Source organism: Streptomyces azureus (genome assembly GCF_001270025.1).
GTDB lineage: Bacteria > Actinomycetota > Actinomycetes > Streptomycetales > Streptomycetaceae > Streptomyces > Streptomyces azureus.
In genome coordinates this window covers 20,449-42,243 of record NZ_DF968229.1, presented here as the reverse complement: position 1 = coordinate 42,243, position 21,795 = coordinate 20,449, and the positions used below count along the sequence as shown (strand labels likewise).

The following is a 21,795-nucleotide window of genomic DNA, read 5'->3' as shown; positions in this document are numbered from 1 at the left end:
GCATCAGAGGGTTCCGATCCAGTTGTTCAGCAGCTGCGCTCCGGCGTCGCCGGACTTCTCGGGGTGGAACTGCGTGGCCCACAGGGCGCCGTTCTCGACGGCCGCGACGAACGGCTTGCCGTGCGTGGACCAGGTGACCTTGGGGGCTTCCATCGCCGGGTTGTGCGTCTGGAGCGACCAGTCGTGGACGGCGTAGGAGTGCACGAAGTAGAAGCGCGCGTCCGCGTCCAGGCCCGCGAAGAGCTGCGAGCCGGCCGCCGCCTCCACGGTGTTCCAGCCCATGTGGGGCACGATCTCGGCCTGGAGCGGCTCGACCGAGCCGGGCCACTCGTCGAGGCCCTCGCTCTGAACGCCGTGCTCGATGCCACGGGCGAAGAGGATCTGCATGCCGACGCAGATGCCCATGACCGGGCGGCCGCCGGACAGCCTGCGGTCGACGATCCAGTCGCCGCGCGCCTCGCGCAGGCCCTTCATGCAGGAGGCGAAGGCGCCGACGCCCGGCACGAGCAGGCCGTCGGCGTTCATGGCCTTGTCGTAGTCACGCGTGATCTCGACGTCGGCTCCCGCGCGCGCGAGGGCGCGCTCGGCGGAGCGGACGTTGCCGAAGCCGTAGTCGAAGACGACTACCTTCTTCTGCGGGGCGCTCAATTCCACACCTCCAGCCTCACGACACCGGCCGCCAGGCACATCGCGGCGCCGATCGAGAGCAGCACGATCAGGCCCTTGGGCATCTTCTGCTTGACGAAGGAGTAGATCCCGCCGACGAGGAACAGGCCGACGACGATCAGCAGGGTCGAGATGCCGTTCACAGGGCGCCCTTCGTGGAAGGGAGGATGCCGGCCGCACGCGGGTCGCGCTCGGACGCGTAGCGCAGGGCCCGGGCCAGCGCCTTGAACTGGCACTCCACGATGTGGTGCGCGTTGCGCCCGTAGGGCACGTGCACGTGCAGCGCGATCTGCGCCTGGGCCACGAAGGACTCCAGGATGTGCCGCGTCATCGTGGTGTCGTACTCGCCGATCATCGGGGCCATCTTCTCGGGCTCGGTGTGCACGAGGTAAGGGCGGCCGGACAGATCGACGGTGACCTGGGCGAGGGACTCGTCCAGCGGGACCGTGCAGTTGCCGAAGCGGTAGATGCCGACCTTGTCGCCGAGGGCCTGCTTGAAGGCGGCGCCGAGGGCGAGGGCGGTGTCCTCGATGGTGTGGTGCGAGTCGATGTGCAGATCGCCCTCGGTCTTCACGGTCAGGTCGAACAGACCGTGCCGGCCGAGCTGGTCGAGCATGTGATCGTAGAAGCCGACGCCGGTGGAGATCTCCGTCTTGCCGGTGCCGTCGAGGTCGATCTCGACGAGGACCGAGGTCTCCTTGGTCGTCCGCTCCACGCGTCCTACGCGGCTCATGAACTCTGCTCCTTCTTCAGTGCACGTACCGCGTCGAGGAACGCGTCGTTCTCTTCGGGGGTTCCGGCGGTGACCCGGAGCCAGCCGGGCACGCCGTTGTCCCGGACCAGGACGCCCCGGTCGAGGATCTTCCGCCAGGCTTCGTGGGAGTCCGCGAACCGGCCGAACTGTACGAAGTTGGCGTCGGACGCGGTCACCTCGTAGCCGATCTCGCGCAGCTCGGTGACCAGGCGGTCCCGCTCGGCCTTGAGCTGCTCGACGTAGCCCAGCAGCGTGCCGGTGTGCTCCAGGGCGGCCAGGGCGGTCGCCTGGGTGACGGCAGACAGGTGGTACGGCAGCCGGACGAGCTGGACGGCGTCCACGACGGCGGGGTGCGCGGCGAGGTAGCCGAGGCGCAGGCCCGCCGCGCCGAACGCCTTCGACATCGTGCGGGAGACCACCAGGTTCGGGCGTCCGTCGAGCAGCGGCAGCAGCGAGTCGCCGTGGCTGAACTCGATGTACGCCTCGTCCACGACCACCATCGACGGCTTCGCCGCCTGCGCGGCCTCGTACAGCGCGAGGACCGTCTCGGGCGGGACCGCGTTGCCCGTGGGATTGTTGGGGGTGGTGATGAAGACGACGTCGGGCCGGTGCTCGGCGATCGCCTGCTCGGCGGCCGCGAGGTCGATGGTGAAGTCGTCGCCCCGCGGACCGGAGATCCAGCCCGTGCCCGTGCCGCGCGAGATCAGCGCGTGCATCGAGTACGACGGCTCGAAGCCGATCGCGGTGCGGCCCGGCCCGCCGAAGGTCTGGAGCAGCTGCTGGATGACCTCGTTGGAGCCGTTGGCGGCCCAGACGTTGGCCAGGCCGACCTCGTAGCCGGACGTGTCCGTCAGGTACTCGGCGAGCTTCGTGCGCAGCTCGACCGCGTCCCGGTCCGGGTAGCGGTTGAGGTTGCGGGCCGCCTCACGGACCCGCTCGGTGATGCGCTCGACCAGCGGCTCGGGCAGCGAGTAGGGGTTCTCGTTGGTATTCAGCCGTACGGGGACGTCCAGCTGGGGCGCGCCGTAGGGGGACTTGCCGCGCAGCTCGTCCCGTACGGGCAGATCGTCGATGCGTACGTCGCTCACTTGCTCTCCGGCACCTTCCAGCCGAACCTCGCCTTGATCGCCGCGCCGTGCGCGGGCAGGTCCTCCGCCTCCGCCAGCGTGACCACGTGGTGCGCGACCTCGGCCAGCGCGTCCTTGGTGTAGTCGACGATGTGGATGCCGCGCAGGAACGACTGGACGGACAGGCCCGAGGAGTGGCAGGCGCAGCCGCCGGTGGGCAGGACGTGGTTGGAGCCGGCCGCGTAGTCGCCGAGGGAGACCGGGGCCCAGGGGCCGATGAAGATCGCGCCCGCGTTCCTGACGCGGTCGGCCACGGCGGCGGCGTCCGCCGTCTGGATCTCCAGGTGCTCGGCGCCGTAGGCGTCGACCACCCTCAGGCCCTCGTCGATGCCGTCGACCAGCACGATCGCGGACTGCTTCCCGGACAGCGCCGGGACGATCCGGTCGTCGACGTGCCTGGTGGCCGCGACCTGCGGCTCCAGCTCCTTCTCGACGGCGTCCGCGAGCTCGACGGAGTCCGTGACGAGCACGGCGGCGGCCAGCGGGTCGTGCTCAGCCTGGCTGATCAGGTCCGAGGCGACGTGCACCGGGTCGGCCGTGTCGTCGGCCAGGACCGCGATCTCGGTCGGGCCGGCCTCGGCGTCGATGCCGATCTTGCCCGTGAAGTAGCGCTTGGCGGCGGCGACCCAGATGTTGCCGGGGCCGGTGACCATGTTGGCGGGCGGGCAGGACTGCGTGCCGTACGCGAACATCGCGACGGCGGTGGCACCGCCGGCGGCGTAGACCTCGTCGACACCGAGCAGCGCGCAGGCGGCGAGGATCGTCGGGTGCGGCAGCCCGTTGAACTCCGCCTGGGCAGGGGAGGCGAGCGCGATGGACTCGACGCCGGCCTCCTGCGCGGGCACGACGTTCATGACCACGGAGGACGGATACACGGACCGGCCGCCGGGCGCGTACAGCCCGACACGCTCGACCGGAACCCACTTCTCGGTCACGGAGCCGCCGGGCACCACCTGGGTGGTGTGCGTGCTGCGACGCTGCTCGCGGTGGACGGTCCGGGCACGCCGGATGGACTCCTCCAGGGCCGCGCGCACGGCCGGGTCGAGCTCCTCCAGCGCGCGCGTGAGCGCGGCGGCCGGCACCCGCACCTGGTCGAGCCTGACCCCGTCGAACCGCTCGGCGAAATCGATCAGCGCCGCGTCGCCCCGATGATGCACGTCCTCGCAGATCGGACGCACCTTCTCCAGGGCGGCCTGTACGTCGAACTCGGCTCGGGGCAGCAGGTCGCGCAGGGCGGGGCCCTCGGGGAGGGCGTCGCCACGCAGATCGATTCGGGAGATCACGTGCTCAATTCTCTCAGACCCGCATGACGCGCCGTTCGCTCGTATCAATGGCTGATACAGAGTGTCGCCGGGACACGGAAGATCCCCTTCACGTTTCGCGTTCGGGGCGTCACTCAGCGGGCATGAACAGGTGTACGAAGCGCCTGACTCGCGAGTATTCGGGGAGGAAGGAAGAGACGTGACCGAGGGGGCCGGCGTGCGTGCCGGGGAGCTGCCCGACGACCTGACAGCGGCGGAGGCCGGAATGTGGCAGGCGTTCCGCAACGGCAGCGTGTACGACCTGAGCAGCGGCGACCCGGTGGTGGACGACCCGCACGGCGGCCACCCGTGGGGCGAGGAGCGGACCGTGCGGGCCCGGATCGTCTGCTGGCTGCTCCTGGACGGCCCGCCCGCCCTGGCCGGCCGGGTGTCATCGCTGAAACTGACCGGCGTGCTGATCAGCGGCTCGCTGGACCTCGCGGGCGGCACGGTGGTGCCGTACGTCGAGATGCGCCAGTGCCGGTTCGAACAGGACGTGCTGCTGCCGGAGGCCCGTTTCACGACTGTACGGATGGTGGACTGCTCGGTGCCTCGGCTGGAGGCGGCCCGGTTGCAGACGGAGGGCGATCTGCATCTGCCGCGCTGCCGCTTCCACCGCGGCATCCGGCTCACGGACGCGCAGATCGGCACGGACCTGATGCTCAACCAGGCGATCGTGCACCGGGACCGCAGCGGCCGGTCGATCGCCGCGGACGGCCTGACCGTCGGCCAGGACTTACAGGCCGAGCTGCTGGAGTCGCACGGCGAGCTGAGCCTGCGCGCCGCCACCATCGGTGTGTCCCTGAGCCTGCGCGGCGCCCGTCTGGCCAACCCGTACGAGCGGCTCGCCTTCAACGCCCCGCAGCTGACCGTCGAGCGCAGCCTGTACCTGACCCCGGCGGGCGTCGGCGCCCAGGCGATGAGCGGGATGACCCCGGCGCGCGGGACGCGGATCCAGCGGTTCGCGTGCGAGGGCGGGATCCGGCTGGACGACGGGCGGTTCGGCGACGCGGTCGACTTCGAACGGGCCAGGTTCACCCTCACCGACGATCAGGAGCTGTCGCTGCGCCGGGTGCAGACGCCCGAGCTGCGGTTCCTCGGCGAGCATCCCGAGCGCGGGCGTGTGGTGCTGTCGGGGGCGAAGATCGTCAACCTGATGGACCGGGCGGACGCCTGGCCTGGCCCGGGAAGGTTGCACATGGGCGGCTTCGCCTACGAGAACCTCGTGCCGCGCGGGCCGTTCCCGCTGGCCGAGCGGCTGGACTGGGTGGCGGCGGCGACCGCCGAGTACAACCCGGAGCCGTACGAGCGGCTCGCGGCCGTGCTGCGGGCCGGCGGGGAGGACGAGGACGCCCGCGAGGTGCTGCTCGCCAAGCAGCGCCGGCACCGGGAGAGCCTGCCGCCGGCCGCCAAGCTGTGGGGCTACGCGCAGGACTGGACGGTCGCCTACGGGTACCGGCCGGCCCGGGCCGCGGTGTGGATGGCGGTGCTGTGGGCGGCGGGCTCGCTCGCCTTCGCGCAGGCCGGGCATCCGCCGCTGAAGCGGGGCGAGCATCCGGAGTGGAACCCCGCGCTCTTCACGCTCGATCTGCTGCTGCCGGTCATCGACCTCGGCCAGGTGGGCTTCTGGCAGCTGCGCGGGGGTTGGCAGTGGCTGGCGACGGCGATGATCCTGCTGGGCTGGATCCTGGCGACCACGGTGGCGGCGGGGGCGACGCGGCTGCTGCGGCGCAACTAGTGTTGCCCATGTGATGGCAGTTGTCGGACTGTCACAGTTTTACCGTCTCTTGACCTTTCGGCGTACAACTTTCCGCGACTTCCCCGAACGATCTGGCGCCGCTGTGACCAGCGGACTTTCAATGGTCGGCACCATGGCAATACAGCTGCCGTTCATCCGCGCGAGCCGGATGACAAGGACCGCCTCCCACCTCGTCAGCGGACCGCGCACCGACGACGAGGTGCTGCTCGACGCGCCCGACGCGCGGCTCAGTCCGGCGCTGGTCGCGGCCGCCCGCGACGACCACGGACCGGCGGCCGGGCTGCTCCGCGCCACCCGGGCGGCGGCCGAGTGGGAGCGGCGCGACCGGTACGTCACCCGGCTGGCCGCCTTCGCCCGCTCGCGCCCCGACTGGCTGGACGCCTGGCTCGCCACCGCCCCGCAGGACCCGGACGCGCTGCTGCTCGGGGCCCAGCTGGCGGTGGACCGCGCCTGGCAGTCACCGGCCCGGGCCGAGGCGCTGCGCGAGGTGAGCCCGCTGATCACGGCCGCCGCGCGGGCCGACCACGGCGACCCCGTGCCCTGGCGGCTCGCGCTGGACCACGCGCGCGGCGCCCAGGCCGGACACAGCTACTTCGAGGAACTGTGGGTGGCGGCCGTCCGTCGCGCCCCGCACCACTACGGCTGTCACGAGTCGGCCCTGCGCTATCTGGCCGCGTCCTGGCACGGTTCGCACCAGGAGTGCTTCGACTTCGCCGACCGGGCCGCGCAGGACGCGCCCGCCGACGCGCTCGTCCAGGCGCTCCCGCTGCGGGCCGCCTTCGGCTACCTCACCGACGACTGCGGGCCCGAGCTGCCGCGCGAACGGCTGGACGCGGCCGCCGACCGGGCGATCGCGCTCTCCCTTCGACTGCCGGCGTCCGACCCCTGGCCGGCCCGCATGCGGAACCTGCTCGTCTTCGTCCTGGTGCGCCTGGAGCGCTGGCCGGATGCCCAGGAGCAGCTGCGCCTGAACGGCCCGTACGCCACCTCGTTCCCCTGGGACCAGGTGTCCGACGACCCGCTCGGCCACTTCCTTCGGGTACGCGACGACATCCGGGCCGGGGCGGCCGGCCGGCCGTCCGGGCATCCACGGAGTGAACGGGGCGGACGAGCCCGCTCCCGCGACCATTAGGCTTTTGCGTCGTGACCACCGTCCGGCTCCCCCTCTTCCCCCTGAACTCGGTGCTGTTCCCGGGGCTCGTGCTCCCGCTCAACGTCTTCGAGGAGCGGTATCGCGCCATGATGCGCGAGCTGCTGAAGACGCCGGAGGACGAGCCGCGCCGGTTCGCCGTCGTGGCGATCCGCGACGGCCACGAGGTGGCCTTGAGCGCGCCCGGCATGCCCGACCCCACGTCCCTGCCCGAGCGGGGGCCCGCCGCCGGCTTCGGCACGGACCCGGCCAAGGCGTTCCACAAGGTGGGCTGTATCGCGGACGCCGCGACGATCCGCGAGCGGACCGACGGCTCCTTCGAGGTGCTGGCGACCGGCACGAACCGGGTGCGGCTGCTGTCGGTGGAGGCGTCAGGTCCCTTCCTGACGGCCGAGCTGGAGACGCTGCCGGAGGAACCCGGCGACGAGGCGGCGCCCTTGGCCGAGGGGGTGCTGCGGTCCTTCCGCCAGTACCAGAAGCGGCTGGCGGGCGCGCGGGAGCGGTCCCTGACGACCGGCGCCGACCTGCCCGACGAGCCGGGTGTGGTGTCGTACCTGGTGGCCGCGGCGATGATGCTGGACACCCCCACCAAGCAGCGCCTGCTCCAGGCGCCCGACACGGCCTCCCGCCTGCGCGACGAGCTGAAACTCCTTCGCTCCGAGACGGCCATCATCCGTAATCTGCCGTCGTTGCCGGCGTCGGACCTGACGCGCGGCCCGACGAGTCTCAACTGAAGCGGACCGGAATGGCGAAGAAGTCGAGGAAGCAGCAACAGCCGGGCGGCACGCCCGCGACGGTCGCACTGACGACGGCCGGTGTGGAATACACGGTCCACTCCTACGACCACGACCCCGCGCACCCCTCCTACGGCGAGGAGGCGGCCGAGGCGATGGGCGTCTCCCCGGACCGCGTCTTCAAGACCCTGGTCGCGGACGTCGACGGCACGCTGACGGTCGCGGTGGTCCCGGTGGCGGGCCAGCTGGACTTGAAGGCCCTGGCAGCAGCGGTGAGCGGCAAGCGCGCCACAATGGCCGACCCGACACTGGCGGAACGCACGACGGGCTATGTCCGGGGCGGTATCTCCCCGCTGGGCCAGCGAAAGAAGCTCCCGACGGTGCTGGACGCGTCGGCCTCGGCCCATACGACGATCTGTGTGTCGGCGGGCCGGAGGGGCCTGGAGGTGGAGCTGTCCCCGGAGGATCTCGCCAGGCTGACAGAAGCGGTGCTGGCTTCTATCGGACGTACCTAGGCGCCCACCCGGCCCCAGCACCGGCACCGAGCACTACGCCACCGGCGGTGCCTGATACGGCCCGTCCGAAAACTCCGGCTCCGGATCCCGAGGCCCGAACAGCGCCGTCAGCCCCAGGTGCAACACCAGCGCGGCAAGAGGCCAAGCCAGCAATGCCCCCTTCGCCCCCATCCTCAGCGGCGCGGAAAACGTCACCCCCCGCCCGACTTCCCTCGCCTGCGCGACCACATCCCCCGCAGGCCCGAGCCACACTCCGGTCCGCCACGCGAGCAACGACCCGAGCAGTCCCCCGACGGCCAGCCCCACCACCAGCGGCACACCCCCGCGCCGCCGCAACAGGAACACAACGAGCGCACTCACGACCCCGAAGCCCAGCCCGAGCAGCGTGAACGTGCCGTCGACACCGACGGCCTGCTCCCCCTCGGTCTCCTTGAGGTAGACGGCCCAGTTGCCCTCCGCCACGTCACCGACCAGCGGCACGTGCGGAGCGAGCCACCACCACAGGACCCCGAGCAGCACGCCGCCGAGCGCCACGGCCACCGCGACCACGGCGGCCTCCCGCACTTCCGCCTGCAATCCGGGGCCGTCCTGTTCGTACCAGCCGTGCCCGGCGTACTCGGCGTGGTGAGACCCGGGAGCCTGAAACCCGTGAGCCCCGTGTGCCTCGGGCCCGGCGGCCGGCGGCTGCCACGACCCCTGTGCGGAACGTTCATGCGGTGGCGGTGGCGGATTCAGTGGTGCGGTCACCCTGCCATCGTGCCAGGCCCGCCTGTGCCCCGCGTCACCGGACGATCCCTCCCCGCTCACCGCACGGCCGCCCGGCGGTACGCCCAGGTCGCCACGGCCAGCGAGACGACGCCCACGAACCCGCACACGGCGAGGTCACCGAGCACGAAGGCCCAGTCGGGGTTCGGCCCGAACGTGCGCGCGAAGGCCTCCACCCCGTACGTCGACGGCAGCAGATCCCGAGCGAACCGCACGACCTCCGGCATCCGGTCCGCCGGCAGCACGCCCAGCAGCAGCGCCGCCGACATGCCCAGCTGCCCGAGCAGCGTGGCCAATTCCGGCCGGGGCGCCAGCAGCCCGAGCGCCGCCCCGAGCCCGGCGAGCGCGGCGCCCGCCAACGGGATCACGGCCACGAGGATCCACAGATGGGCCAGCGGCAGCCCGAACAGCACGCAGCCGAACACCGCCGTCACGACGGTCCCGGGCACGGTGAACGACGCGTACGCGCCCGCCGCGCCCAGCACCACCGCCGCCGGCGGCACCGGCAAGGTCGCATAGTGGTCGAGTCCGCCGCTGGCCCGCAGCTGCCCGAAGTACTGCGCGAGGAGGTTCAGCGCGACGAAGGCGACCACCAGGACCGACGACCCGGCGACGACGGCCTGCGCCTCCGCCCCGTCGTCCACGACCCCCCGCATCAGGATCATGATCCCGATCGACTGGAAGGTCGCCACGAACAGCAACGGGATCCGCGCGACCCGCGCCCGGGACAGCTGCGCCCGGTACACGGCCGCCAGCGACGGCCACAGCCGCGCCCGAGGTCCGAGCTCGGCCGCGCACGCGGCGGGCTCCTCCACGGCCAGGGCACTGCCCGGCAGGACATCGGCGGGTACGACACTCACGTCGCGCTGCTCCCCTTCGTCGGGTCCACTGCGGCAGTCGCCCTGTTCGGTACGTACGCGGCGGCCTGCGTACTCAAGGCCGCCGCATTCCGGGCCGTCACATTCCAGGCCGTCATGTTCGCCCCCGCACTCAAGGCCTCGGTACGCCTCACGCCTTCACCAGCCCCTGCTGCACGGCACCGCCCAGGGCCAAGTACACGTCCTCCAGGCTCGGGGTGGCCAGCGTGAAGTCGTCGAGGGCGGCGAAGGCGGCCCCACCGGTGACGGTGGCGACGACCGCCCGGGCCTCCTCGGGCCCGAGCCGGAGCGTCCACAGGCGGCCCGACTCCACGGCGCGGTCCCGCAGCGCGGCCACCTCGGGGACGTGCAGCGGCGCCGCGTCCCGCCACACCAAATCGACCCGCACCTCGCCGGCGACCTGCTCCTTGAGCCCGGTCGGGGTGTCGCAGGCGATCACCCGCCCCCGGTCGAGGACGGCCACCCGGTCCAGCACGGTCTCGGCCTCGATGACGTTGTGGGTGACGAGCAGCACGGTCGTCCCGCGCTCGGCCCGCCGCCGGTCGACGGCGGACCACACGGCCCGCCGCGCCACCGGGTCCATGCCGGTGGTCGGCTCGTCGAGCACGAGCAGCGGCCGCTCCCCCACCAGCGCCGCGGCGAAACACGCCAGGCGCCGCTGGCCCCCGGAGAGCTTCTTCAGCGGCCGCCCGGCGAGCGGCGCGAGCCCCAGCTCGTCGAGTACGTCGTCCCGCTCGGCCCGCGCCCGCCGTACGTCCAGGCCGCGCAGCCGCCCGGTGGTCTCGGCGGCGAGCGACACGGTCAGCTCGTCGAGGGCGGTCGACTCCTGCCCGAGGTAGGCGAGGATCCGCGCGGCCCGCTCCGGGTGGCGCACGATGTCGTGCCCGAGGATCCCCACGCTGCCGCGGTCGGGCCGCATCAGTCCTGTGAGCTGCCGTACGAGGGTGGACTTGCCGGCGCCGTTCGGCCCGAGCAGGCCGAAGATCTCGCCGCGCCTGATGTCCAGCGTCACGTCGTCCGTGGCCCGGACCTCGGGTGTTCCGGGCGCGCCGCGACGGCCGCGTACCGCCGGATAGGTCTTGGTCAGCCCGCGCACCGCGCACACGACGTCACCATCGTGCCGAAATGCCTGTGCCGCGCGCTTACTCACAAGGGACGAGACTACGGGGTCGGCAAGCCCGGTCCGCTCTCGGGTCGGTCCACAACGGGAAATCCGTCGGCAAAGTCCTCATTCGCCGACAGGCGCGTGCTCCACTCCCGTGCGCACGCCGATCTCCTTCCAGAAACCGGCCCGGATGGCGTACCGGTCCCGCTCGTCGATCTGGTCGTCCTTGTGGGCCAGCAGACCGAAGCGGGCGGCGTAGCGCAGCAGCTCCCCGTCGACGCGGTGCGGGATGCGCGGGTACATCCCGGACAGTTTCTGCAGGTGGCCCTGGTCGCCGAGGCGCTCGACCCAGCGCCGGGCGAAGACCTGCCCCACCTCGAAGGGGTCGCCGCCGACGGTGGTGATGTCCTCCTCGCGGTCGGCCCACCGCTGCTCGGCCGTGGTCAGCTGGGCGAGCGTCGGCATCGAGGCGGCCTCGGGGGGCTCGGCCGTGGGCCGGTCGACCCAGCCTTTGTCGGAGGACCAGCGGAGGGTGGCGGAGGCGGGCTGCTGGGCGGCCTGGGTGCCGGGGGCGCGCAGGGCGGCGAGGTCTTTGGGTGTGGGAACGCCTTTCGGGGCGGGCACCCGTTCCTCCGCTCCGTTCTGCCCGGCGTCGGCCGCGGGGTGCTGCGGCTGCGGGGCGGGGCGCTCGGTCGCGGCGGCGAGCGCGGCCTCGGGCAGCGGGGCGGAGAGGATCGCGGCGATCTCGGGCCGGGGCGCGGGCTGCGGGGCGCACACGCCGGTGTGCTCCTTGGCGCGGACGGCCTTGGTGATCCAGGCGCGATCCAGGACGCGCCGCTCGTCGGCCTCGGCGACCAGGTCCTCGGACTGGTTGTAGTCGCCGTCGGCGGCCTGCACGGCCCACAGGTGGACGGCGACGCCGTGCTCCTTGGCGGCCATCATGCCCGGCAGCAGGTCGCCGTCCCCGGTCACCAGGACGACGTCCGAGCAGGCGCGGTTGCGGGCCAGTTCGGTGAGCTCGGCGTGCATCGCGGCGTCCACGCCCTTCTGCGCCCAGCGGCCGTCGCTGCGGGTCAGCGCGCCCAGCCGGACGGTGACCCGGGGCATCACGCGCAGCCTGCGGTGCTCGGGCTGCGGGACGCGGTCGGGGGCGCCGTCGAACCAGTAGATGCGCAACAGCGGCTGCTGTGTGTCCGACTCGGCGCGTTCGCGCAGCCCCTGGATGAGGGCGGTGTGGTCGACGGTGATACGGGATCGTGAGGGCTCCCCGGCGAGGAGACTCGCCGCTGCCCCCAGCAGATACCCCGCGTCCACCAGGACGATGCAGCGGTCCACACGACTCACCCTCTTCCCGGGAGGTTTGCTTCGGGCTTGCTTCGAGTCTGCCCGACGGCGCGGAGGTTAACGGCCGGAACTCGATCTTCGGCGTGGCGTTTCCGAGGTTCTCGCCACGACCAGCCCTGTCACGCACGGTAATTGTCCGACATGCGATCGTTGTCGGCCTGTGTGAATCTGGTCCCGGCCCTGGCCCCTAGATCCCCCACAGGAGGCATCACCATGGCCAAGAACAAGAACCGTGACCGTAAGCAGCAGCGTCCTACCGAGCGTGGTCAGCGTGCGGACCGCCGTCCCACCGCGGAGGCGGAGCCCCAGCCCGAGGTCGAGGTGACCCCCGGCGACGTGGCGTCCCGCAAGCGCAAGCGGAGCTTCGGTCACAACTGACATCTGTGTAACGGGTGATTGAGGCCCGGACACACGCCGAGGGGCGCACCCGGTACCAGGTGCGCCCCTCTCGCGCGTCAAGAGCCGCTCCGAGCTCAGCGTCAGCCCGCCAGGCAGGACGGCCCGAGCAGCACCTTCAGGTCACCGAAGAGCGCCGGGTCCGGCTTCACCCGGTGCCGGTCCAGACGCAGCACGGTCGTCTTGGTCGGCCCCTGGAGCCTGATCCGCACCTCGCTGTCGCCCTTGTGGTGGCTGAGGACCTCGCCGAGACGGCTGACCAGCGGCGGGGTGACCCGCGTGGCCGGGATGGTCAGCACGACGGGCGCGTTGGTGCCCGCGTTCGACAGGTCGGGGACCTGCAACTCCATCGCGACCAGCCGCGGCACGTCCTCGCGCTTGTCGAGGCGGCCCTTGACGAACACCACGGCGTCCTCGACGAGTTGGGTCGAGACGAGCTGGTAGGTCGCCGGGAAGAACATGCACTCGATCGAACCGGCGAGGTCCTCGACGGTGGCGATGGCCCAGGCGTTGCCCTGCTTGGTCATCTTGCGCTGGAGGCCGGAGATGATGCCGCCGATGGTGACGACCGCGCCGTCCGCGTGCTCACCACCGGTCAGCTGGGAGATGCCCGCGTCGGCCTTGTCGGACAGGATGTGCTCCAGCCCGAACAGCGGGTGGTCGGAGACGTACAGTCCGAGCATCTCCCGCTCCTGGGCGAGCAGATAGGTCTTGTCCCACTCCTCGGTGGTGAACTCCACGTCGAGCCCGAAGCCCGGCTCCTCGCTCTGCTCCTCCCCCATGCCGCCGAAGAGGTCGAACTGCCCCTCGGCCTCCTTGCGCTTGACCGCGACGACGTTGTCGATCATCGGCTCGTAGTGCGCGGTGAGGCCCTTGCGGGTGTGGCCCATCGCGTCGAAGGCGCCGGCCTTGATCAGCGATTCGGTGGTGCGCTTGTTGCAGACCACCGCCTCCACCTTGTCGAGGTAGTCCGGGAACGAGGTGTACTTCCCCTTGGCCTTGCGGCACCGGATGATCGACTCGACGACGTTCGTACCGACGTTGCGGACGGCGGAGAGGCCGAAGAGGATCACGTCGTCGCCCTGGGCGGCGAAGTTGGACATCGACTCGTTGACGTCCGGCGGGAGCACCTTGATGCCCATGCGGCGGCACTCGTTGAGGTAGACGGCCGACTTGTCCTTGTCGTCCTTCACGGACGTGAGCAGCGCGGCCATGTACTCGGCGGGGTGGTTCGCCTTGAGGTACGCGGTCCAGTACGAGACGAGTCCGTACGCGGCGGAGTGCGCCTTGTTGAACGCGTAGCCGGCGAAGGGGACCAGCACGTCCCACAGGGCCTGGATGGCCTCGTCGCTGAAACCCTTCCTGCGGGCGCCCTCCTGGAACAGCACGAAGTTCTTCGCCAGTTCCTCGGGCTTCTTCTTGCCCATCACGCGGCGGAGGATGTCGGCCTCGCCGAGCGAGTAGCCGGCGATGATCTGGGCGGCCTTCTGCACCTGCTCCTGGTAGACGATCAGGCCGTGGGTGACGTCCAGGACCTCCCTGAGCGGCTCCTCCAGCTCGGGGTGGATCGGGGTGATCTCCTGCTGCCCGTTCTTGCGCAGCGCGTAGTTCGTGTGGGAGTTCATGCCCATCGGGCCCGGGCGGTACAGGGCCGACACGGCGGAGATGTCTTCGAAGTTGTCCGGCTTCATCAGCCGCAGCAGCGAGCGCATGGGGCCGCCGTCGAACTGGAAGACGCCGAGGGTGTCGCCGCGCTGGAGCAGTTCGAAGGTCGTGGGGTCGTCGAGCGGGAGGCTCAGGAGATCGATGTCGATCCCCTTGTTGGACTTCACCATCTTGACGGCGTCGTCCATGATCGTCAGGTTGCGCAGGCCCAGGAAGTCCATCTTCAGCAGGCCGAGCGACTCACAGCTCGGGTAGTCCCACTGCGTGATGGTCACGCCGTCGGTGTGCCTGACCCAGACCGGGACGTGGTCGGTGATCGTCTCGCTGGACATGATCACGCCGGCGGCGTGCACGCCCATCTGCCGGACCAGGCCCTCGACGCCCTTGGCGGTGTCGATGACCTTCTTCACGTCCGGCTCGTTCTCGTACATCGCCCGGATCTCGCCCGCCTCCGAGTACCGGGGGTGCTCGGGGTTGGTGATGCCGTCGAGGTTGATGCCCTTGCCGAGGACGTCGGCGGGCATGGCCTTGGTGAGGCGGTCGCCCATCGCGTACGGGTAGCCCAGCACACGCGCGGAGTCCTTGATCGCGTTCTTGGCCTTGATGGTGCCGTACGTGCCGATCATGGCGACCTTGTCGGCGCCGTACTTCTCCGTCACGTACCGGATCACCTCGACGCGCCGGCGCTCGTCGAAGTCGATGTCGACATCGGGCATGGAGATGCGCTCGGGGTTGAGGAACCGCTCGAAGATCAGGCCGTGCGGGATGGGGTCGAGGTCGGTGATGCCGAGGGCGTAGGCGACGATCGAGCCGGCCGCGGAGCCTCGGCCGGGGCCGACCGCGATGCCCTGCTTCTTGGCCCACATGATGAAGTCGGCGACCACGAGGAAGTAGCCCGGGAAGCCCATCGAGATGATGGTGTCCATCTCGTACTCGACCTGCTTCATGCGGTCGTCCGGGATGCCGTCCGGGAAGCGGCGGTGCATGCCGCGCAGGGTCTCCTCGCGGAACCAGCTGACCTCGGTGTACCCCTCCGGAATGTCGAACTTGGGCATGAGGTCGCGCTTCTCGAACATGCCCGTGGTGTCGACCATCTCGGCGATCAGCCGGGTGTTGGCGCAGCCCTCCTGCCAGGCGTCCGAGGAGTCGATGGCGTACATCTCGTCCGTGGACTTCAGGTAGTAGCCGGTGCCGTCGAACCTGAAGCGGTCCGGGTCGGAGAGGTTCTTGCCGGTCTGGATGCACAGCAGGGCGTCGTGGGCGCTCGCCTCGTGCGAGTAGGTGTAGTGCGAGTCGTTGGTGACCAACGGGGGGATGCCGAGCTTCTTGGCGATCTCCAGAAGGCCGTCGCGGACCCGGCGCTCGATCTCGATGCCGTGGTCCATCAACTCCAGGAAGTAGCGGTCCTTGCCGAAGATGTCCTGGTAGTCGGCGGCGGCCTTGAGGGCCTCGTCGAAGTGGCCGAGGCGCAGCCGGGTCTGGACCTCGCCGGAGGGGCAGCCGGTGGAGGCGACGATCCCCTCGGACCACTTGGCGATGGTCTCCTTGTCCATCCGGGGCCACTTCTGGAGCCAGCCCTCGGCGTACGCGTCCGAGGAGAGCCGGAAGAGGTTGTGCAGGCCGGTCTTGTTCACGGCCCACATCGTCTTGTGGGTGTAACCACCGGAACCGGAGACGTCGTCCCGCTTCTGGTGCGGCTGGCCCCACTGGATCTTGCGCTTGTTGCGGCGCGACTCGGGCGCGACGTACGCCTCGATGCCGATGATCGGGGTGACCCCGGCCTTCTGCGCGGAGTGGAAGAAGTCGTACGCCCCGTGGAGGTTGCCGTGGTCGGACATGGCGATGTGCGTCATGCCCATCTCGTTGCACGCGTTGAACATGTCCTTCAGCCGCGCGGCACCGTCCAGCAGCGAGTACTGGGTGTGGACGTGCAGGTGCGTGAACGGCGGCTTCGACACGGCTGCGGCCTCCAGGGAAAACATACGTCGAATGGGGCCCGACAGGCTGCGGACAGTCTGGGGGACAGCGTCGAAGTCTATGCCTCGCCGCTGACACCCGGGGGCCTGACCCGCGTACCTTCGTGCGAGGCTCGCGGGCACTCCCGCGGACCGCCGCACGTTAGGCAGAGGGCGGACCTGCCGTCCCCAGACGCATGCACCAGGAGGCACCCAGCGATGTCGTTCCCGCAGCTCGACGACGAGCACCGCGGTGAGGAAATTCTCGCCGTCTTCGACACCGCCTTCGGCGAGCTCCTGGCCGCCGACCCGGCCGCGTTCCGCGTGAAGTTCCGGAAGATGGCGGCCTCGGCCTTCGCGTTCTACCGGGGCACGGCATGCCTCTTCTACCACGATCTGGATGAGGAGAAGCGGGGCGGGCCGTTCCTGGACGAGCGCACCTCGCGCGTGTGGATCCACGGCGACCTGCACGCGGAGAACTTCGGCACGTACATGGACGCCAACGGCCGCCTGATCTTCAACGTCAACGACTTCGACGAGGCCTACGTCGGTCCCTTCACGTGGGACCTGAAGCGCTTCGCCGCCTCCATCGCCCTCATCGGGTACGCGAAGGCGCTCAGCGACGAGCAGATCTCCGAGCTGGTGACGATCTACGCGGTCGCGTACCGCGAGCGGATCCACGCGCTGGCCACCGGCGCCAAGAGCGACGAGGTGCCGCCGTTCACGCTGGACACCGCGCAGGGCCCGCTGCTGGACGCGCTGCGTGACGCCCGGTCGCTGACCCGGTTCGGGCTGCTGGAGTCGATGACGGAGATCCGCGACTTCGAGCGCCGCTTCGCGCCGGGTGGCGGCTCGGTGGAGCTGGACGCGGCCACGCGCTACAAGGTCCTCGCCGCCTTCGACGGCTACCTGGAGACGCTGCCGGACAGTTCGCTGGCCCGCCCGGACTCCTACCGCGTGAAGGACGTCGTCGGCCGGCGCGGCATCGGCATCGGCTCGGCGGGGCTGCCGTCGTACAACATCCTCCTTGAGGGCCACAGCGACGCCCTGGAGAACGATGTGGTGATCTACATCAAGCAGGCCCAGACCCCGGCCGTCTCCCGGCACGTCACGGACCAGGCGATCCGCGACTACTTCCAGCACGAGGGGCACCGCACGGTCATCTCCCAGCGTGCCCTCCAGGCGCACGCCGACCCGTGGCTGGGCTGGACCGAGCTGGACGGCGCGGGCCAGCTGGTCGCCGAGGTCTCGCCGTACGCGGTGGATCTCGACTGGGGCGACATCGACGACGCGGAGGAAATCGCACAGGTGGTGGCCGATCTCGGCCGGGCCACGGCCACGATGCACTCGGCGGCGGACGACCAGTCCGGTGAGTCCCTGGTGCCGTTCTCCACGGAGCGGGCCATCGACGCGGCGATCGCGGCCGACGAGGAGGGCTTCGCGCCGCTGCTGACCGACTTCGCGCACAGCTACGGCGCACGCGCGCGTGCCGACCACCAGACCTTCGTTGACCTGTTCCGCAACGGCCGGATCCCGGGGCTGTAAGGACCCCTGAACCGCCGGCTTTGGCCGACCGCTCTCTCACAGGCATCCTTTAGGGGTCCCTTAAGGCCCCCGTGACAGACTCTCCTTTCGCTATGGACATATCCGGGATCCAGCTCAGAGCCGTACGCGCGGCGCTGTTCACGGCAGTGGTCGTGACGCTCAGCACCGCGTCGCACGTGCTGCTGTCCGGGGTCCCGCTCCCGTTGGGCACGGTGGCCGCGGTCGCCGCCACCGTGTTCGTGATCGCGTACGCCCTGGCGGGCCGCGAGCGCTCCTTCGGGCGGATCGCCGCCCTGCTGATCCCGCTGGAACTGGCCGCGGACACGGTGTTCACCACGGGACAGCACGCCTGTTACGGCCGGTCGGGCGGCCCGGTCGCCGGCCCTCTGCGGTCGGTCGGCCTGGACGTGCTGTGCGGCGGCGGCGAGGTCGGCACGCCGCTGGCGCGGATGGCCGGGGCCACCGGCACCGACCGGCTCGCGGCCGTGGTCGCGCATGCCGACCCGGCCACCGCCTGGCTGCTGCTCGGCGCGCACGTCGGCGTGGGACTGGCCGCCGCCGTCTGGCTGCGCCGGGGTGAGCGGGCCCTGGCCCAGCTGCTGCGGGCGGTGGCGGCGAGCACGTTCCGGCCGTTGCTGCTGGCGGTCGCCGCGGTGACGGTGACACGGGACCCGGCCGGGCCCCGGCTGCCGTCGCGGGCCGCCGACCGCACGCCCACCGCCCGCGACCGGATCCTCGCCCACTCCCTGGGACGACGTGGACCGCCGTGCTCGCCCGCCTTCGCGTGAGCACCTTTCGAGCACCGGCAGTCCCCCTTACATATTCCGCACACGACGTGTGCGCGTCCCCGACGGAGAACATCACCATGAGCAAGCGGAACAGCCAGGCGGCGAAGACGGCGGCCCGTGAGCGGCTGCGCATCGAGCGCGAGCGCGAGGCCAAGCGGGCGAAGGCCAAGCGGCAGATCATCGTCGCCGCCTCCATCGTCGGCGTCCTGGCGATAGCCGGCGGCATCGGCTACGCGGTCGTCCAGGCCAACAAGCCGACCCACTGGGAGGCGGTGAAGGACGAGAAGGTCGTCGCCCCGGCCAACACCACGGGCGCCAAGGGCACCACGGTCGTCATCGGCAAGGACTCGGCCAAGAAGACCCTGAAGATCTACGAGGACCCGCGCTGCCCCGTGTGCGCCCAGTTCGAGCAGACCGTCGGTCCGACCGTGAAGAAGGACATCGACGACGGCAAGTACAAGATGCAGTTCATCGGCGCGACCTTCATCGACAACAAGGACAACGGCGAGGGCTCCAAGAACGCGCTGAGCGCCCTGGGTGCCGCGCTGAACGTCAGCCCCGAGGCGTTCCTCGACTACAAGGCCGCGCTGTACTCGGCGAAGTACCACCCCGAGGAGACGACCGACGAGTTCAAGAAGGACAGTTACCTCATCAAGGTCGCCGACACCGTCCCCGCGCTGAAGAACAACAAGAAGTTCCAGGACGCGGTCGAGAAGGGCACCTACGACGCCTGGGCGATGGCCATGTCGAAGACCTTCGACGACAACAAGGACGGCGTGCAGGGCACCCCGGGCTTCGTCATGGACGGCAAGCAGCTCACCGCCGACAAGCAGGGCACGCCGCTGATGACGGTGGCCGACTTCAACCGGGTGGTGGGCGAGGCCCTCAAGAAGTGACGACGAGGCCGGGACCGGTCACTGCGTGAAGAGCGGGCGAACTTCGGGAGTTCGCCCGCTCTGGTGCATACCGATCAGTAACCTGATCGTCCGTGACCAGTCGATACAGATCATCGAAGCCGTCAGAGGGCCTCAACTCCCTCACCCCGCGCCGCCGCACGGTCGTCAAGGCCGCGGCGGCGACCGCTGTCCTGGCCGGACCGCTGGCGGCGACCCTGCCCGCGCGCGCCGTCGACCAGGCTCCCGCCTTCCTGCACGGCGTCGCCTCCGGTGACCCCCTGCCGGACGGCGTCCTGCTGTGGACCCGCGTGACGCCCGTCCCGGAGGCCATACCCGGCTCGGGGCTCGGCCCGGCCACCGAGGTGAGCTGGGTCGTCGCCAGGGACCGGGCGTTCACCACCGTCGTCGCCAAGGGCTCCACCACCGCGACCGCCGCCTCCGACCACACCGTGAAGGCCGACATCCGCGGCCTGGAACCGGCCACCGACTACTGGTTCCGCTTCTCCGCCGGGGGCACCGACTCCCCCGCCGCCCGCACCCGCACCGCCCCGGCGGCCGACGCGGCCGTCACGGGCCTCCGCTTCGGCGTGGTCTCCTGCGCCAACTGGGAAGCCGGCTACTTCTCCTCGTACCGCCATCTCGCGGCCCGCGGCGACCTGGACGCCTGGCTGCACCTCGGCGACTACGTCTACGAGTACGGCACCGGCGAGTACGGCACCCGCGGCACGGTCGTCCGCCCGCACGCCCCGGCCCACGAGATCGTCACCCTCGCCGACTACCGCGTCCGGCACGCCCGTTACAAGACCGACCCGGACCTCCAGGCGCTGCACGCGGCGGCCCCGGTCGTGGCGATCTGGGACGACCACGAGTTCGCCAACGACGCCTGGTCGGGCGGCGCCGAGAACCACACGGAGGGCGCCGAGGGCGCCTGGTCCGCCCGCCAGGCCGCCGCCAAGCAGGCCTACTTCGAGTGGATGCCGGTGCGACCGGCGATCGCGGGCACCACCTACCGCCGCCTGCGCTTCGGCAAGCTGGCCGACCTCTCGCTGCTGGACCTGCGCTCGTTCCGCTCGCAGCAGGTCAAGGTCGGAGGCGGCGAGGTCGACGACCCGGACCGCACACTCACCGGCCGCGCCCAGCTCGACTGGCTCAAGGCGGGCCTGAAGGCGTCCGACACCACCTGGCGGCTGGTCGGCAACTCGGTGATGGTCTCGCCGTTCGCCATCGGCTCGCTCTCCGCCGATCTGCTGAAGCCGCTGGCCAAGCTGCTGGGCCTGCCGCAGGAGGGCCTCGCCCTCAACACCGACCAGTGGGACGGCTACACCGACGACCGCCGCGAGATCCTGGCGCACCTGCGGGCGAACTCGATCCGCAACACGGTCTTCCTCACCGGCGACATCCACATGGCCTGGGCCAACGACGTGCCGGTGGACGCCGGTACGTACCCGCTGTCCCCGTCGGCCGCCACGGAGTTCGTCGTCACCTCGGTCACCTCCGACAACCTCGACGACCTCGTCAAGGTCCCCCAGGGCACGGTCTCCGCGGTCGCCTCACCCGTCATCCGCGCCGCCAACCGGCACGTCCACTGGGTCGACACCGACCGCCACGGCTACGGCGTCCTGGACATCACGGCCGAGCGGGCGCAGATGGACTACTACGTCCTGTCCGACCGCACGAAGCGCGACGCCACCGTCACGTGGGCCCGCTCGTACCGCACGCGCAGCGGCACGCAGAAGATCGAGCGCGTCCACGACCCGGTGTAACCACCGTCACCTCGAAGGCGTGCCCGAACGGGCCGGTCTACTGGAGGGTCTCCAGGAAGCCGAGCGCCACCCGCCAGGTGGCCTCGGCGGCCTCCTCGTCGTAGTCGGGCAGGTCGGGGTCGGTGTAGAGGTGGCCGGCCCCGGCGTACCGGTACACCTCTACGTCGGCGCCGGTGCGGCCCATCTGGAGGTACCAGGCGCTCAGCCAGTCGTCCGTCTCGAACGGGTCCGGCTCCGCCACGTGCAGCTGGACCGGCAACTCGTCCGCCGTGACGCCCGGCGCGATGTCCGACGTGCCGTGCACGAGCAGCAGCCCACGCGCCTTGTCGTCGCCGAGGGCGAGGGTCTGCGCGATGGAGGCGCCGAGCGAGAACCCGGCGTAGACCAGCCCGCGCTCGGAGTAGGGCGCGGCGGCCAGCACGGCCCGCCTCAGCAGCTCCTCCTTGCCGATCTTCTCCTTGTGCTCCATGCCTTCCTCGACCGTGTCGAACGTGCGTCCCTCGAAGAGGTCGGGTGTCCACACCTCGTGTCCGGCCGCGCGCAGCCGGTCGGCGGCCTGGAGCACCGCGGGCCGCAGCCCATGGGTCGAGTGAAAGAGCATGATGTTCATGAAGCCATGGTGCCAGCCGGGTGTGACGAGCCGAGATCGCGGCACTACCCAGGACGCCGCCGAAGTCACATGTTCATGC

Annotated in this window: 20 protein-coding genes; 9 read left to right on the top strand and 11 right to left on the bottom strand. The window is 70.8% G+C overall.

The features are described from left to right. Positions 1-3 precede the first annotated feature (3 nt). Genes hisH through hisD form a run of 5 tightly spaced genes read right to left on the bottom strand, consistent with a single transcriptional unit; the run spans position 4 to position 3,830 of the window. On the bottom strand, positions 4-648 hold the full coding sequence (hisH, locus tag AOQ53_RS09245; RefSeq protein WP_408055143.1) for an imidazole glycerol phosphate synthase subunit HisH: 645 nt from the start codon (positions 646-648) through the stop codon (positions 4-6). Beyond that, complete coding sequence (locus tag AOQ53_RS44530; RefSeq protein ID WP_010039417.1) at positions 645-809, bottom strand: hypothetical protein; 165 nt, start codon at positions 807-809, stop codon at positions 645-647. Before AOQ53_RS44530 ends, hisH begins: the two co-directional genes overlap by 4 nt. Next, the gene (gene hisB, locus AOQ53_RS09235; RefSeq protein WP_059416503.1) at positions 806-1,399 is read right to left on the bottom strand and encodes an imidazoleglycerol-phosphate dehydratase HisB; all 594 of its coding nucleotides are present in this window, start codon (positions 1,397-1,399) and stop codon (positions 806-808) included. The genes AOQ53_RS44530 and hisB overlap by 4 nt, the downstream gene beginning before the upstream one ends. After that, positions 1,396-2,508, bottom strand: coding sequence for a histidinol-phosphate transaminase (locus AOQ53_RS09230; RefSeq protein WP_059416502.1), 1,113 nt, complete (start codon positions 2,506-2,508; stop codon positions 1,396-1,398). The genes hisB and AOQ53_RS09230 overlap by 4 nt, the downstream gene beginning before the upstream one ends. Continuing rightward, positions 2,505-3,830, bottom strand: a complete 1,326-nt coding sequence (hisD, locus tag AOQ53_RS09225; protein ID WP_059416501.1) for a histidinol dehydrogenase — start codon at positions 3,828-3,830, stop codon at positions 2,505-2,507. Before hisD ends, AOQ53_RS09230 begins: the two co-directional genes overlap by 4 nt. A 178-nt stretch (positions 3,831-4,008) precedes the next feature. Between hisD and AOQ53_RS09220 the strand changes: the two genes are divergently transcribed. The 4 genes from AOQ53_RS09220 (at position 4,009) to ybaK (ending at position 8,006) form a co-directional block, all read left to right on the top strand. Further along, the gene (locus AOQ53_RS09220; protein ID WP_059416500.1) at positions 4,009-5,586 is read left to right on the top strand and encodes an oxidoreductase; all 1,578 of its coding nucleotides are present in this window, start codon (positions 4,009-4,011) and stop codon (positions 5,584-5,586) included. Positions 5,587-5,707: 121 nt separating this feature from the next. Then, positions 5,708-6,739, top strand: a complete 1,032-nt coding sequence (locus AOQ53_RS09215; RefSeq protein WP_174523248.1) for a hypothetical protein — start codon at positions 5,708-5,710, stop codon at positions 6,737-6,739. Positions 6,740-6,750: 11 nt separating this feature from the next. Further along, complete coding sequence (locus tag AOQ53_RS09210) at positions 6,751-7,491, top strand: LON peptidase substrate-binding domain-containing protein (RefSeq protein WP_059416499.1); 741 nt, start codon at positions 6,751-6,753, stop codon at positions 7,489-7,491. Between the two features lie 11 nt (positions 7,492-7,502). After that, positions 7,503-8,006, top strand: coding sequence for a Cys-tRNA(Pro) deacylase (gene ybaK / locus AOQ53_RS09205; RefSeq protein WP_059416498.1), 504 nt, complete (start codon positions 7,503-7,505; stop codon positions 8,004-8,006). Between the two features lie 33 nt (positions 8,007-8,039). Here the strand turns inward: ybaK and AOQ53_RS09200 are convergent, their stop codons facing one another. From AOQ53_RS09200 to AOQ53_RS09185, 4 genes are all read right to left on the bottom strand, one after another. Continuing rightward, positions 8,040-8,753: an AAA family ATPase gene (locus AOQ53_RS09200; protein ID WP_078945224.1), complete on the bottom strand. Its 714-nt coding sequence runs from the start codon at positions 8,751-8,753 to the stop codon at positions 8,040-8,042. Between the two features lie 56 nt (positions 8,754-8,809). Continuing rightward, positions 8,810-9,631 carry an ABC transporter permease gene (locus AOQ53_RS09195; protein ID WP_059416496.1) on the bottom strand — a complete coding sequence of 274 codons (822 nt, stop codon included), beginning with the start codon at positions 9,629-9,631 and terminating at the stop codon, positions 8,810-8,812. A 148-nt stretch (positions 9,632-9,779) separates the two neighbouring features. Beyond that, positions 9,780-10,754: an ABC transporter ATP-binding protein gene (locus tag AOQ53_RS09190; protein WP_059416495.1), complete on the bottom strand. Its 975-nt coding sequence runs from the start codon at positions 10,752-10,754 to the stop codon at positions 9,780-9,782. A gap of 123 nt (positions 10,755-10,877) precedes the next feature. Then, a complete protein-coding gene (locus AOQ53_RS09185; RefSeq protein ID WP_059416494.1) occupies positions 10,878-12,089 on the bottom strand; it encodes an NYN domain-containing protein in 1,212 nt (403 codons plus the stop codon). Positions 12,090-12,311: 222 nt separating this feature from the next. Here AOQ53_RS09185 and AOQ53_RS40580 point away from each other — a divergent pair, with 222 nt between their 5' ends. Beyond that, a complete protein-coding gene (locus tag AOQ53_RS40580) occupies positions 12,312-12,476 on the top strand; it encodes a hypothetical protein (RefSeq protein WP_230299561.1) in 165 nt (54 codons plus the stop codon). 101 nt (positions 12,477-12,577) lie between these two features. Here the strand turns inward: AOQ53_RS40580 and dnaE are convergent, their stop codons facing one another. Beyond that, the gene (gene dnaE / locus AOQ53_RS09180) at positions 12,578-16,117 is read right to left on the bottom strand and encodes a DNA polymerase III subunit alpha (RefSeq protein WP_059416493.1); all 3,540 of its coding nucleotides are present in this window, start codon (positions 16,115-16,117) and stop codon (positions 12,578-12,580) included. A 216-nt stretch (positions 16,118-16,333) separates the two neighbouring features. Between dnaE and AOQ53_RS09175 the strand changes: the two genes are divergently transcribed. From AOQ53_RS09175 to AOQ53_RS09160, 4 genes are all read left to right on the top strand, one after another. After that, complete coding sequence (locus AOQ53_RS09175) at positions 16,334-17,659, top strand: DUF2252 domain-containing protein (RefSeq protein ID WP_059416492.1); 1,326 nt, start codon at positions 16,334-16,336, stop codon at positions 17,657-17,659. Positions 17,660-17,751: 92 nt separating this feature from the next. After that, the gene (locus AOQ53_RS09170) at positions 17,752-18,447 is read left to right on the top strand and encodes a hypothetical protein (protein WP_059416491.1); all 696 of its coding nucleotides are present in this window, start codon (positions 17,752-17,754) and stop codon (positions 18,445-18,447) included. Between the two features lie 77 nt (positions 18,448-18,524). Then, on the top strand, positions 18,525-19,343 hold the full coding sequence (locus AOQ53_RS09165) for a DsbA family protein (RefSeq protein WP_059416490.1): 819 nt from the start codon (positions 18,525-18,527) through the stop codon (positions 19,341-19,343). Positions 19,344-19,435: 92 nt separating this feature from the next. After that, a complete protein-coding gene (locus AOQ53_RS09160; RefSeq protein WP_059416489.1) occupies positions 19,436-21,106 on the top strand; it encodes an alkaline phosphatase D family protein in 1,671 nt (556 codons plus the stop codon). Between the two features lie 37 nt (positions 21,107-21,143). Here AOQ53_RS09160 and AOQ53_RS09155 read toward each other — a convergent pair whose 3' ends face one another. Continuing rightward, positions 21,144-21,761, bottom strand: a complete 618-nt coding sequence (locus AOQ53_RS09155; protein ID WP_269085442.1) for a dienelactone hydrolase family protein — start codon at positions 21,759-21,761, stop codon at positions 21,144-21,146. Positions 21,762-21,795 lie beyond the last annotated feature (34 nt).

What these genes read in the sequence shown, in the direction of transcription:
- ybaK (WP_059416498.1), top strand. Translation starts at nt 7,503, where the DNA reads ATGGCGAAGAAGTCGAGGAAGCAGCAACAGCCGGGCGGCACGCCCGCG.
- AOQ53_RS09165 (WP_059416490.1), top strand. Translation starts at nt 18,525, where the DNA reads ATGAGCAAGCGGAACAGCCAGGCGGCGAAGACGGCGGCCCGTGAGCGG.
- AOQ53_RS09175 (WP_059416492.1), top strand. Translation starts at nt 16,334, where the DNA reads ATGTCGTTCCCGCAGCTCGACGACGAGCACCGCGGTGAGGAAATTCTC.
- hisB (WP_059416503.1), bottom strand. Translation starts at nt 1,399, where the DNA reads ATGAGCCGCGTAGGACGCGTGGAGCGGACGACCAAGGAGACCTCGGTC.
- AOQ53_RS40580 (WP_230299561.1), top strand. Translation starts at nt 12,312, where the DNA reads ATGGCCAAGAACAAGAACCGTGACCGTAAGCAGCAGCGTCCTACCGAG.
- AOQ53_RS09170 (WP_059416491.1), top strand. Translation starts at nt 17,752, where the DNA reads ATGGACATATCCGGGATCCAGCTCAGAGCCGTACGCGCGGCGCTGTTC.
- AOQ53_RS09215 (WP_174523248.1), top strand. Translation starts at nt 5,708, where the DNA reads ATGGTCGGCACCATGGCAATACAGCTGCCGTTCATCCGCGCGAGCCGG.